This is a genomic window from Vibrio sonorensis (assembly GCF_001854765.1).
Classification (GTDB): Bacteria; Pseudomonadota; Gammaproteobacteria; order Enterobacterales; family Vibrionaceae; genus Vibrio; species Vibrio sonorensis.
On sequence record NZ_LJJE01000129.1, the window covers coordinates 35812 to 49065 of the forward strand.

Annotated in this window: 11 protein-coding genes and 2 pseudogenes; 3 read left to right on the forward strand and 10 right to left on the reverse strand. The window is 43.5% G+C overall.

Annotation, left to right across the window (positions count from 1 at the left end; genetic code table 11):
* Positions 1–76 precede the first annotated feature (76 nt).
* Complete coding sequence (nhaR, locus tag BLO31_RS22565) at positions 77–967, reverse strand: transcriptional activator NhaR (protein WP_070972293.1); 891 nt, start codon at positions 965–967, stop codon at positions 77–79.
* Positions 968–1372: 405 nt separating this feature from the next.
* Here nhaR and BLO31_RS22570 point away from each other — a divergent pair, with 405 nt between their 5' ends.
* Entirely contained in the window at positions 1373–2518 is a 1146-nt protein-coding gene (locus BLO31_RS22570) for a Na/Pi symporter (protein WP_070972428.1), read from the forward strand.
* Positions 2519–2672: 154 nt separating this feature from the next.
* Here BLO31_RS22570 and BLO31_RS22575 read toward each other — a convergent pair whose 3' ends face one another.
* Genes BLO31_RS22575 through rppH form a run of 5 tightly spaced genes read right to left on the reverse strand, consistent with a single transcriptional unit; the run spans position 2673 to position 7982 of the window.
* Positions 2673–3524, reverse strand: a complete 852-nt coding sequence (locus BLO31_RS22575; RefSeq protein WP_070972296.1) for a thymidylate synthase — start codon at positions 3522–3524, stop codon at positions 2673–2675.
* 9 nt (positions 3525–3533) lie between these two features.
* On the reverse strand, positions 3534–4358 hold the full coding sequence (lgt, locus tag BLO31_RS22580) for a prolipoprotein diacylglyceryl transferase (protein ID WP_070972299.1): 825 nt from the start codon (positions 4356–4358) through the stop codon (positions 3534–3536).
* A 55-nt stretch (positions 4359–4413) separates the two neighbouring features.
* Positions 4414–5205, reverse strand: a complete 792-nt coding sequence (locus BLO31_RS22585; protein WP_070972302.1) for a sulfite exporter TauE/SafE family protein — start codon at positions 5203–5205, stop codon at positions 4414–4416.
* Positions 5206–5214: 9 nt separating this feature from the next.
* Positions 5215–7461: a phosphoenolpyruvate--protein phosphotransferase gene (gene ptsP, locus BLO31_RS22590; RefSeq protein WP_070972305.1), complete on the reverse strand. Its 2247-nt coding sequence runs from the start codon at positions 7459–7461 to the stop codon at positions 5215–5217.
* Between the two features lie 2 nt (positions 7462–7463).
* Positions 7464–7982 carry an RNA pyrophosphohydrolase gene (rppH, locus tag BLO31_RS22595; protein WP_070972308.1) on the reverse strand — a complete coding sequence of 173 codons (519 nt, stop codon included), beginning with the start codon at positions 7980–7982 and terminating at the stop codon, positions 7464–7466.
* A 619-nt stretch (positions 7983–8601) separates the two neighbouring features.
* On the opposite strand from rppH, the gene mutH reads away from it, so the two are divergent.
* On the forward strand, positions 8602–9267 hold the full coding sequence (gene mutH / locus BLO31_RS22600) for a DNA mismatch repair endonuclease MutH (RefSeq protein WP_070972311.1): 666 nt from the start codon (positions 8602–8604) through the stop codon (positions 9265–9267).
* A gap of 30 nt (positions 9268–9297) precedes the next feature.
* Here the strand turns inward: mutH and BLO31_RS22605 are convergent, their stop codons facing one another.
* Positions 9298–9609, reverse strand: coding sequence for a DUF6482 family protein (locus BLO31_RS22605; RefSeq protein ID WP_070972314.1), 312 nt, complete (start codon positions 9607–9609; stop codon positions 9298–9300).
* Between the two features lie 244 nt (positions 9610–9853).
* Here BLO31_RS22605 and BLO31_RS22610 point away from each other — a divergent pair, with 244 nt between their 5' ends.
* A complete protein-coding gene (locus tag BLO31_RS22610; protein WP_070972317.1) occupies positions 9854–10888 on the forward strand; it encodes an NADP(H)-dependent aldo-keto reductase in 1035 nt (344 codons plus the stop codon).
* Positions 10889–10928: 40 nt separating this feature from the next.
* Here the strand turns inward: BLO31_RS22610 and BLO31_RS23370 are convergent.
* The 3 genes and pseudogenes from BLO31_RS23370 to vpsR form a co-directional block, all read right to left on the reverse strand.
* Positions 10929–11179: pseudogene (locus tag BLO31_RS23370) on the reverse strand (DUF1127 domain-containing protein).
* Positions 11180–11284: 105 nt separating this feature from the next.
* Positions 11285–11419, reverse strand: coding sequence for a hypothetical protein (locus tag BLO31_RS24985; RefSeq protein ID WP_281182308.1), 135 nt, complete (start codon positions 11417–11419; stop codon positions 11285–11287).
* Between the two features lie 256 nt (positions 11420–11675).
* A pseudogene (gene vpsR / locus BLO31_RS22615) lies at positions 11676–13009 on the reverse strand (cyclic-di-GMP-binding transcriptional regulator VpsR).
* Between the last annotated feature and the right edge of the window lie 245 nt (positions 13010–13254).

A 13254-nucleotide genomic window follows, 5' to 3' on the forward strand; every position in this document is an offset into this window, starting at 1 on the left:
GAAACAAGTAAAACAACGAGCATGGTTTTATTAATTTGATTAATAATAAATCAATTGACTATGCGATGAAAAGTTTTCACTTAAACAAAGAGCCAAAATCTGCGTCACACACATTTTTTACTGCTGGATGCTGGATCATCCGCTCTGCAAATATGACGTAATACTCCTCTTTGAGGTCTTCTGGTTGCCCAATAAGCTGTAAAGGAAGCTCGTCGCCTACTTCATCTAGATATAGAGTGGGCGCAAGAAAAATCACGTCACTGTGGTATCGAGCAAAGGCCTTCATTAAAGCAACATCATCAAACTCGCCCAAAATATTTGGTTGTATCCCTTGCCTATCGAACCACTGCAAAACTTTTCGTCCCATCGCTGTTCGGCTGCCGGGGATAAGGAGCTTTCTCTGCTCTAGAAAAGCTGGGAAGCTCACGTTTCCCACATAACCGGAGCAAAAAAAGCTCATACTGCTTTCACCGAGTTTTTTACTGTACAAACCAGGGCTTTGACTAGAATCAACTGGACAGTCAGATAAAATCATATCCAACTTGTGTTGAGACAGTTGCTCTAACAGCATTTCGTGTGTCGATTCAAAACACCGCAAGTGAATACTGTTGTCTGCGGGAACCGTATTCAAAAGGACTTTACTCACTAGCCGTTTTGACAGCGCATCAGCAACCCCAACGTCAAACAACAGATTTGATCGCTGACTGTAATTAACGATATCGAGCATTTCATAGCTCAGTCCAAACATGCGATCGGCATATTTAAACACCAGTTGCCCTAACTCAGTAGGTTCAACACTTCTGCCGTTTCTCTTAGTGAGCTTGCCAGACATGCGATCTTCTAACGCTTTAATTTGTCCGGTGACCGTCTGCGGCGTTAAAAACAGTGCATCTGCCGCCTTAGTGACCGATCCCTGTTTACATACCATCCAGAAATAATAGAGATGGTTATAGTTTAAATGTGACATTCATGAAACCTATAGATAGGGAAGCAGTTTTATATCAAACCACCGCCATGACAGCAACAGTTCGGAATTTACGAAGAATAAAAAGATTTTAATGATTTTTTCCGAAATCAACAATTACATAAGTGTCATATTTGTCATATTCAAACTTTGTACACAAATCTAAACGGCCAAATTTTAAGCAATTTTGAGACTTTACCCTCACACTTACAAATTGTTATTTTTACCATAATAAACAACGAGTTAACTAAAATGTAAAACTAAAAAAACAGTTCAATTTTGAGCTAACAAACAAAATCATCATTGATACATATAACTGTAATATTACTGAAATAATTCCCCTCTAGTATCGGCCACAGTTTCAACAACAGACCAAACAGATCTAAACGGTCAATGGAGAAAATTATGATGAACCAAGCTACTTCTACAGCAGCGCCAATTTCGAGCACCACTCGTTGGTTACGCTGGGCTAACTTGGCATTCATGTTATATCTACTGCTGCTGGCAGTATCTATGGTAGGCAGTGGTTTTAAATGGGCAACTGGCGAACAAGCCAAAGTCCTATTTGAATTTGCTTCTCACCCAGTAGCAGGCCTTATGATCGGCCTTGTGGCAACCGCACTTATTCAATCTTCTAGTACAGTAACATCTATTATCGTCGGCCTCGTTGCTGGTGGCCTACCGGTAGAAACCGCTATCCCTATGGTTATGGGCGCGAATATCGGTACAACTGTAACGAACACCCTAGTGAGCCTAGGTCACGTGCGCTGTAAAACAGAGTTTAAGCGTGCTTTTGCTAGTGCAACCATTCACGACTTCTTCAATCTTCTAGCGGTGGTTATCTTCCTTCCTCTAGAGATGATGTTTGGTATCTTAGAAAAGATCTCTCATTGGTTAGTATCACCGCTTCTTGCAACTGGTGATATGAGCATCAAAGGTCTGAACTTTATCAAACCAATTACTAAGCCTGTTGTTAGTGCCGTTAAAGAGCCATTAGCGGCCTTTGGTGACACCATGGGCGGCGTATTGCTTATCGCTATTGGTATCACGACTATCTTCGTCGCTATTACGGTTATGGGTAAACTGATGAAGAGCCTAATGGTGGGTCGCGCTCGCGAGATCCTAAAGAATGCTATTGGTCGTGGTCCAATTCACGGTATCGCTTCGGGTTCAATCGTGACAATTCTGGTTCAATCTTCATCAACGACTACCAGCCTTATGGTGCCATTAGTAGGTAGTGGTGTACTGAAAGTACGCGAAGTGTACCCATTCACCCTTGGTGCAAACATAGGTACTTGTATTACTGCTCTACTCGCTGCAACGGCAGTTTCTGGTGAGTTTGCGGTGTTCGCCCTTCAGATCGCGCTTGTACACTTAGTATTCAACCTAATGGCAACCGTGTTTATCTTCGGTATTCCATTCCTGCGTGAACTACCTGTTAAAGGTTCTGATTACATCGCAGAAATGGCGATTAAAAACAAAGCCGTTGTAGCTGGATATCTAATGGCTGTATTTATTATCATGCCAGGAACTATCCTTGCTCTAACAACCTAAACAAAATTACCATCGCTTAAAGGGGCTCTAATGAGCCCCTTTTTTTGTCTCTGTACCGGCCCAACACGAAATTGAATTGAGTGTTTACCTGTAAAATGAAAGATAAAAAAACAGCCTCGAAGGCTGTTTTTGTCATTATTGATTTAGCTGGCGATCAAACCGAGAACGGATACTTAATCGCATCATGACATTCGTAGCCTGTCACTTCGAAATCATCTAATGTTACCCAAGTCTCTAGGTCTTCTAGTGACTTAATCTCTGGGTTGATGTGGAACTGTGGCGGAGATAGAGGCTCGCGTTTCAACTGAACATCGCGCATTAGCTCTAGCTGATCTTCATATATGTGAGCATTCACTATCTTGTGATAAGCGACACCCGCTTTCTTACCAGTGATCTGAGCCATAATTGCGAGGAATACATAAACCTGAACCATATTAAAGTTAAGGCCTAAAGGAACATCACAAGAACGCTGAGTACTGTTTAGATACAGAGTGTCTCCGAGTAAAGAAAAGTGATGGCTGTACATACATGGACGTAAACACCCCATATGGAACTCACCCGGATTGTAAAAGTTAAGGATTTCACCTCTATCATCAACGCCTTTACTTAGGTCATCCACAATTTTCCGAAGCTGATCGATATGGCCACCATCTGGCTTAGACCAAGCGCGGCCCTGAACGCCATAAACGCGCCCCATATCATCCTCTCCTTTGCGATGAGGGTTGTTTAACCAAGCTTCATTGAGATTTGCGTTAGCATCCCAAGTTTTGGTACCCAACTTGCGGAAATCTTCCGCGCTGTCATAACCGCGAATATAACCGAGTAATTCGGCTACTGCTGCTTTCCAAAAACTTTTACGCGTCGTCACCAATGGAAACTGATTGTTAGCGACATCATAAGTGAGGTCCGCGTTAATCACCGTTAGACAACGTTTACCTGTGCGTTCGTTTTCTACCCATTCACCATGGTCAACGATGCGTTGACACAAATCTAAATACTGTTTCACAGCAACACCTTATTTTACTTTCTGTTGTGTCATTGAGTCTGAGTAATGGCCGCGTTTGTATGCCCAAACAACCATACCAGCACCGATAATCACCATTGGCAATGACAAAATCTGCCCCATGGAAATATATCCACCGAATAGACCTAAATGCGCATCGGGTTCACGCACGTATTCTACCAAGAATCGGAATAAACCGTATCCCGCTAAGAACAGGCCAGATACCGCGCCAAGTGGTCTTGGTTTCTTAATAAACCAGTTGAGGATAAAGAAGAGTACGATACCTTCCAAGGCCATCTCGTACAATTGAGAAGGGTGTCGAGGTAAAGGCCCACCATTTGGGAAAACCACGCCCCAAGGCACGTCGGTAACGCGTCCCCAAAGTTCGCTGTTCATAAAGTTGCCAAGACGTCCCATACCTAAACCAAAAGGCACAAGTGGAGCGATAAAATCTGCCACACCAAAGAAGGTTCTTTGATTGCGTTTTGCATACCAAAACATTGCGGTAATCACACCAAGTAAACCACCGTGGAAAGACATACCACCTGTCCAGACTTTAAATAGGTAAAGCGGATCTTGTATAAACAGGTCAAAGTTGTAAAACAGGACATACCCTACTCGACCACCAATCACCACCCCTAAAAAACCGGCAAACAGCAAATCAGAGACTTGTTCTCTCGTCCAGCCGCTTCCCGCTCTGTCAGCTCTGCGATTGGCTAACCACAATGCGAACACAAAGCCGACTAAGTACATCAAACCATACCAACGAATGGAGACCGGCCCCAGTGACACCAATACAGGATCAATATTAGGAAATTCAAGATACCCTTGAGACATAACTTTCTTTCTCTTTTTCTTAGATGAGGCAACATGCCCCTTTAATGAGATGCTCTTAGAACAACATAGTTCCAGCAACAAACATCAAAAATACCGCAAAGATTTTTTTCAGTTGTGCTGTTGGCAGACTTGTTGCCCATTTAGCCCCAAATCGGGTGGTTAGCATAGACGTTGCAGCAATGGCGAACAAGGCTGGCAAATAGATATAGCCAAGGCTGTACGATGGCAAACCCTCGGCTTGATAGCCGTGTAGAATAAAACCAGCCATACCTGATAACGCAATAAAGACACCACATACCGACGAAGAGCCGACGGCCTTCCGCATTTCAACACCGTGTTGATTCAAAAAAGGAACCGATAAAGAACCGCCGCCAATCCCAGCGAGACTCGATACTACACCGATACCAGTACCATATACTGTCGTTATTCCGCTACTTGGCATCGACTTATTGCTAGTCACTTTAATAGAACGGAACATCTGGATGGACAAACAAAATACGATGACACCAAATACACGGGGTAAGTATTGGCTAGGTATCCATTCAGCGACATTTGCTCCAATAAACCCACCAATTACCACACCTGGCATCAGCCACTTGATTACATACATATCGACGTTGCCAAGCTTTAGGTGGTTGAATGCAGAGGAGCCCGAAGTGACAATGATTGAAGCGAGTGAAGTAGCCAGTGCGATGTGCATTGTGATATCGGGACTGATGCCCGCTTTTGGAAGTAGATACACCAGAGCGGGTACAACGATCAGCCCTCCGCCAATACCTAACAACCCAGCCATTACACCAACAAAAGCCCCCACAAGAAGCAATAAGCCCAATAGTTCAAACGTCACAAGCAACCCCTACTTTTTACCAGCTCGAATAAAGCCAGCGAATCCTTTATTTTCAAAATAGTCGCTCATCATACCATAGATAGAATCGCCGTAAGGTTGAACTAATGCCTGCTCGGCGAGTTCTTTCAATTCTTCCACACGAGTGTGCCGAAGCAGATATTTGACTTTGGCAACGTTCGAGGTGTTCATACTTAGACTGCGGTATCCCAGCCCTACCATTAACATCGCGCCAATGGGATCACCCGCCAGTTCACCACAAATACAGACGGGCAGTTTGAGTTTTTCGCAGGTTTGATGAATATGCTGCAGCGCCATGACCACTGCAGGGTGCATTGACTCATATACATCAGCAACCCGAGCATTGTTGCGATCCACCGCCAGTAAATATTGCGTCAGGTCATTAGTACCAACCGAAACAAAATCAATTTTTTCCGCAATCAGAGGCAGTAAATAGAGCATAGATGGCACTTCAACCATCACGCCCAATTCAGGCATTTTGATCGATTTGTCAACGGCTTCAATTTCCAAATAAGCCCTTTCTATTAACTCTAAAGCATCGTCGAGTTCTTTGGCTCCAGAGACCATAGGTAAAAGAATTCGCAAGTTGCCGTGTTTTGCGCTCGCTTTCATCATTGCCCGAATTTGCATCAAGAATATATCGGGATGATCTAGGGTAAAGCGGATCCCCCTCCAGCCCAAAAAAGGATTGTCTTCTTCTATGGGCAAATAAGGAAGCGCCTTGTCTCCCCCGACATCTAACGTCCGCATTACAACAGGTTTATCTGGGTAGGCCTCTAGTACACTACGATACAATTGAACTTGCTCATCCTCAGAAGGAAAGCGGTGTTGCAACAAAAAGGAAATTTCTGTTCGATAAAGTCCAACACCATCGACACCTTGGTTCACCGAAATATTAGTATCGGCACTCAACCCAGCATTTAGCATCACCTCCACTCTGACATCGTCTTGAGTACAGGCCGGTTGCTCGATTCGATCATTAACCATGCGCGATAGCTCGCGCTCTTCATCGGCTAACGCTTGATACTCTTTTCGCAGTTGCTGACTAGGAGAAACTAAAATTTCACCACTGTAACCATCAACGATCCCGCTTTTGCCGTGAATAGAGTCTAGGTTTAGGTTCACGCCCATTACGGCAGGAATACCCAGCGCTCTGGATAAAATAGCGGCGTGTGAGTTAGCCGCTCCTTCAAGAGAAATGACTGCCAATAACTGCTCTTTGGGAACCGATGCCAAAAGCGTCGCCGTAAGCTCTCGAACAACCAAAATAACGGGTTTATCAAAGTAGATTTGCTCTTTTTCCGTATTGTGAAGGAAAAAAAGTAATCGCTGACCTAGCTCTTTAATATCTTGAGCTCGCTCTCTAAGATACACGTCTGACATGCGAGCAAATCGGTTGGAGTACGATTCGACAACTTGTCTCAGCGCCCAATCAGCCCGGTCGCCCTTTTGAATCTGCGCCTTGAGATCGTTGCGCAACATGGGATCGTTTAGCAAGTGGGTAAACAGGTCAAAAATCGCCAACGTGTCTTTGTTGATTTCACTGTCAAACTTTTTACGCAAGCGTTTAAAATCAGCTAAAGCCTGCTCAATAGCCAGAAGTAACCACTCCTGTTCTTGCTCTACATCAATGGCAGATGCTGGATAGACATCTGCCAAATCAGGCTGAGTGTTGTCCCACCAAAACTCGCCGATAGCGACACCAGAAGAAGCGGGTATCCCTTTTATCGATTGCTGTTTTTTCTCCAGAGACCAATTACCTTGAGCTTGAGCATGCGCAATAATCACCGCCAACTGAGCCGCAAGCGTCACTAAGAATGACTCTTCCATCTCAGTAAACTGTCTTGGTGTTTTTTGCTGGACAACCAGAACACCTAGCACCTGTTTTCGGTAGATAATAGGGGTTCCTAAAAAGCTGTGATAAACCTCTTCGCCTAAGGCGGAGAAATATTTGTAATTAGGGTGTTTAGAAGCTTCGGCAAGGTTTAGGGGTTCTGCGCTGCGTTTAACCAGGCCAACTAACCCTTGCGAAAACTGGATATGAATTTTGTCGCCTTTGAACCTCAAGCCTTGAGTGGCCATCAGTTCTAGGCGTTGCATTTCTTCGTTCGAAAGATAGACGGTGCAACACTCAGTATGCATTGCATCACACGTATGCTTTACAAGTAAATCCAAAGCCTGATGAACATCTTCAACTTTGGATACCTGTTCAACTATTTCCCTTAGTTGAGAAAGCATGTCTACCCTCTTCGTTGTTTTCTCTTACCTTTAGACTTGCGCTCTTTAAAAGGCATCGCCATCGAAGCAAACTCTTTCATAGCACGTCGATAAACATCGCGCTTAAATGAAACAACTTGCCTTACTGGATACCAATAGCTAACCCAACGCCAACCATCGAACTCAGGTGAGTTTCCTCTTAGCATATTGATCTTAGACTCATCGCAATCAAGACGCAGTAGAAACCATTTCTGTTTTTGACCGATACAGACAGGTTTAGAATCCCAGCGAACTAATCGCTTGGGTAATTTATACCTCAACCAGTGCCGACTTGTAGCAACGACTTTAACGTCTTTTTCAGTCAGCCCTACTTCTTCGTACAACTCTCGAAACATGGCTTGTTCCGGAGTTTCACCTTCGTCAATTCCCCCTTGGGGAAACTGCCACGAGTGTTGCCCGTATCGCTTAGCCCAGAATACCTGACCATGGTTGTTACAGATTACAATTCCCACATTTAAGCGGTAACCATCGCCATCTATCACTGGCCAACCTCTAATAAATTCTTAATTACAGTGATTTTTCCACATATCCCCAGCAGGAGCAAATGAACCAGTGTGATAAACACGTGATTTATGCTCATCACTTATGACTTTGAATAACTTTCACTCCAATTCAGTTTTATTAACAACTAGGTGAGACCTAGGCCACATTTATTCACCTTTTCTGTGCATAACTTTGTGAAGAATACTTTTAAAACAGATCCAAACATCAATTTATTGATAACTAAGTGCTCTACTAAATTTATTCAACATAAAAACAAAACATTAAAATACAACAAGTTACCAAGGTGCAAATGGTAAAAAACCAACAAAGTAAATCACAAAAAGATAACCACAAAACAGATCGGTCAAAGATCAACCAGAGAGCGCCTTATCCACATAAAATGTTGTTTTCTTCACCAAAACCGTCGTCATACCCACCTCTAGCCCTTTAATTAACCCTGTTTATATATACACTATTAGCCTAAAGCCAATACCTAAAGCAAACACCTGTGGATAACCATATTGGCGATGATCTTTTGTACGCTTCGATCAAACTTTCATCGTAGGTATAAATATAAAGATCGAGTAAACTACCTTTTTGTTTTTTTTCCTAGAGCCTATGAAGTCCGAACCTAAGTCAGAAACCGAACTGATGCAAAGAGCATTTGAAATTGCTGGTCTCTCTTTCGCGGAGTTAGCTGAAGAGGCAGGAATTGATGTTCCTCCAAATCTTCAAAGGGATAAAGGCTGGGTAGGGCAACTGCTAGAGTGGCATCTCGGAGCGCGTGCAGGAAGTCGACCAACTCAAGACTTCGAAGACTTAGGAATTGAATTGAAAACCATCCCGATCAGTTATACCGGTAAACCTTTAGAAACGACGTTTGTTTGCGTAGCTCCATTAACGGGCGTTCACGGACTGACTTGGGAGCAAAGCCACGTTAGAAACAAACTTTCTAAAGTACTTTGGATCCCCGTGCAAGGTGAAAGAGAAATTCCACTCGCCGATCGACGAGTGGGAAGCCCTCTACTTTGGACCCCTTCAGAGCAAGAAGAACAGCAGTTGAGAGAAGATTGGGAAGAGCTGATGGAACTCATCGTCCTTGGGGAAGTACAGCAGATCACGGCCAAACACGGTCAGTATCTGCAATTAAGACCCAAAGCAGCAAACAGTCGCGTTGTGACACAAGCGTATGGCTCAAACGGAAAGCCGATTAAAACCTTGCCTCGGGGCTTCTACTTGCGTACTCAATTTACCCAGCAGATCTTGCAACAACACTACGCTTAACACGACAGAACCATTAGCAAAATTCGCTGGCTAGTGCTTAGTTAAAACCAATTCAACATCTTGATAAAGCGGTGAACCACTCTGTCCGAACTCGTCATAAGCGTTGTGCAATCGCAAGTATGCGCGTTCAACACCTAATCGTCCCAACTCCTCTTTGACCAACTCTATCGAGTCAAAATAGATAAGTTCACCATCGACCTTAATCGGTTCAACTTTGTGTTTGTACTCCACCGCTAACTGGTACTGAGACAAATCAGAACAACCAATAACAAACACTTTGGGCGGCTGATAGGACGCCTTGTGAAAACCGTGGATCCACTTATCAAGTTGATGTTTTTGCATAGGGCACCTCCAGATCCAAGTGTAGTTAACCTGTCAATTTTTGGCGAATTAGATAAAAAGGCACCTTTTTGCAGATATCGAACCTCCCTTTACTGCCGTGAAAAGGTTTGTAATTGAACGGAAAACGTGGTGAAAATAGTGGCATAGGGATTTTTGGAAATACAATGCTCTTGCTCAGTAGTTTAAGAACGTATTGGCTAGTGGATGACCGGACTCAATTGAGCGAGATTTACAAGGAAGAGATATGCAATACACAAAGTTGCCCCATTCGACGCTTGAAGTCAGCAAAATTGCTTTAGGAACAATGACATTTGGAGAGCAAAACTCTCAGAAAGAGGCTTTTTCGCAACTTGATTACGCCTTGGAACGCGGGGTGAATTTTATCGATACCGCTGAAATGTATCCCGTTCCTCCAAAAGCAAAAACTCAGGGGCTCACCGAAACTTATATCGGAAACTGGCTGGAAAAGCGGTCAAATCGCGAAAAGATCGTTTTGGCCACTAAGGTTGCAGGTCCAAGAAATACGCCTTATATACGCGAGCATATGAGCTTAGATCGCCGCAATATTCACATGGCGGTTGACGACAGTTTACAAAGGCTTAAAACCGATTATATCGATTTGTATCAGTTGCATTGGCCTCAGAGACAAACCAATTGCTTTGGTCAGCTCAACTACCCTTACCCAGACAGCAAAGAAGAAGTGACACTTGTTGAAACTTTAGAGGCGATGGCTGAGCTGGTTAAAGCTGGGAAAATTCGTTATATCGGACTCTCCAATGAAACGCCTTGGGGAGTAATGAGTTATCTGCGTTTAGCTGAAAAGCACGAACTGCCAAGAGTGGTTTCTATCCAAAACCCCTACAATCTTCTCAACCGAAGCTTTGAAATTGGTCTATCTGAAGTCAGTCACTACGAGGGGGTTAAGCTTCTCGCTTATTCACCTCTGGCATTTGGTTGCTTGAGCGGTAAATACCTAAACGGCCTACGCCCTGCCAATGCACGCTGTACCTTGTTTGAACGATTTGCTCGTTACTTTACTCCGCTGGGCATCGAAGCGACGCAAGCTTATGTAAATGTTGCCAAAGAGTTTGGCCTTAATCCCGCCCAAATGGCGTTGGCATTTGTTAATCAACGCCCCTTTGTCGCATCGAACATCATTGGCGCAACACAGTTAGAACAACTGAAAGACAATATAGATAGCGTAGAACTTGAGCTAAGTGATGAAATACTAGAAAGGTTGCAAGAGGTTGGAATCACTTACTCCAACCCCTGCCCATAAAAAATCGTCAGGCTGGTATCCAGAGATACCAGCCTATCTGTTACGTTGGTATTCGAGCACTTAAGACTCGACGTAAATGACGAATACGGCGCTCGGCTTTAAAGCTATCTGGTTCGCTATATCCCATAGGTCGACCATCGGCTTCTAAACCTATATCTTTTAGCAAACGGGCATTGTGCAAGGTATTTCGTGTGCACTTCGTCTTACTCGACGCTTCCATTCGCGCTCTTCGCGGCGTAGATCGGCTTTTACGAGTAGTGTTGCAAGTTGTAGGTATAGTGAATGACTCATTGTAGTTCTCCGGTTTTGGGCCGGGAAAAACAGCTGGGGAGACAATGAGTTACGCTCTTAATTTCGCTGCTTTTCCGCAGCCTATTAAAATTAAGAGGTTACGGACTAATTATTTTGCTGTTTGGCTTTTCGATCTGACGCAATGAAATCACCTTTGGTGAGATCACTGGCGTTGACCGCTTTGTTTTGCGGTAGATCGAACGAGACGCGACGAGTTTGAATGACATTGAAATGTTTCATTTGTGCGCCTCCTAGCAAGTAATTAATCCAAAAAAATATTTTGAGTGAACGACTGTTCACGGTTAAATTCTATTCAAACGGGTTAATAATTCAACCGATATTTGGCCGTGATTTGTAAAACAAACTTATCCGCCAACATTTAGCAATGTAACAGCATATTTCTAATATATTCACTATAAGAATAAGATATAGCCAATATTATATTTTGCATAAAAAATGCCGCCCTTGCAGGACGGCATCTTGATAAGTTATTAAATTACATAGCATTATCAGAAATTAGGTTATGTTTATTGAGCAGACGATACATGGTCGCTCTTGATACCCCTAACTCTTTTGCCGCCATTGAGACCTGCCCAGAATGCGATTCCAAAACCAAAAGTAACGCATCTCGCTCACTTCGTTCTCGGATACTCTTGAGACTGCGTTTACCATCACTGCGTTTAGGCAAGTCCAAGTGCTGGTCATCCAACATAACCGTATCAGACATTAAAACGATGCGCTTAATTTGGTTCATAAGTTCACGGACGTTTCCAGGCCAGTGATAACGCGTAAGCGAACGTACTGCATCTTCGGTAAAGCTCCGAGCCTGAGCATTGTACTCTTTGGAATAATCTTGCAAGAAATGACGAGCAAGGATAGCGATATCTCCTGCTCTCTCCTTCAGGCTGGGTACATTAATTCTAAGTACATTGATATAGTGATAGAGCTCTTCATTAAAATCGCCATCAATCAATGCTTTTTCTATATCCGCGGAGTTCGCTGCCAAAATTCGAACGTCGACTTCTTTGCGACCCGTAGCCGTGTCGATAGTGCCTTCTTGTAAAAAGCGCAACAGATTTAACTGCTGAGATTTAGGCAAGGTAAGAATGTCATTGAGAAGAATCGTTCCGCCATTGGCTCTCTCAAGAATTGATACTTGGGTATCATCCTCGCGGTTGATACCAAAAAGGTCACACTCTAGCCGCCTTTCTGACATGGCTCGACAGTTCACCGAAACAAACTCTTTTTGAGCGCGAGAAGACGTTTTATGGATCGCACGAGCTACCGTCTCTTTACCTGTACCACTTTCACCGTAAATCAATATGCTCACATCGGTTGGGCCAATGCGCTTGATTTGATCTCTTAAGCGTTTCATGGGAATGGACTCACCGATCAATCCCATATCATTGTTATTGCCGTAGTGTGGCCACACTTTTTTCTCTAGTTTAAGCATACCGAGTTGGTGGCCAATGGTGCTGAGCAATTGGGCGTCTGGAATTGGTGCGGTAAAGAAATCGATACAGAAGTTCACGATAAACTGACACAAGGTGTCTGAACCGAGTTGGGACTCTCTAATAAAAGCTAACCAACGAACTTGTTTGTGATTACTAACTAAATTGGCAATGCATTAAGGCTGAACTCATCGTGACTAAGGTCTACGATACCGATACATGGACCAGTTTCAGTAAAGAGAGCATCAGCTTTTCGCAGGTCTGCACACTGAGTGCAACGCCAACCCACTTGCTCTAATACCGACAACCAAGGTTCATACGTTCCGCCAACGACAATCAAAGAGCCAGGGACAGAATCCATACGGAATTGACTACCCATTGTTTTATCCTTTTTATTTTTAATTTGTCGCATTGAATGCATCTGAGACTAGAGTTGTTACAGTATCGAGACTAGATAAAAAATTCTGTCTCATAATTAAGAATATAACTGGAATGGAAGAATTCAAGCGGCTTTTGAGAACCCGATTCAGTATTCACTAAATAAATCTTGGCGAAATTGTTATTGATAAAACTCGCTGTTAATCGAGATGGTAGGGAGCTGCATAGATCAAAAAAACCACCCGA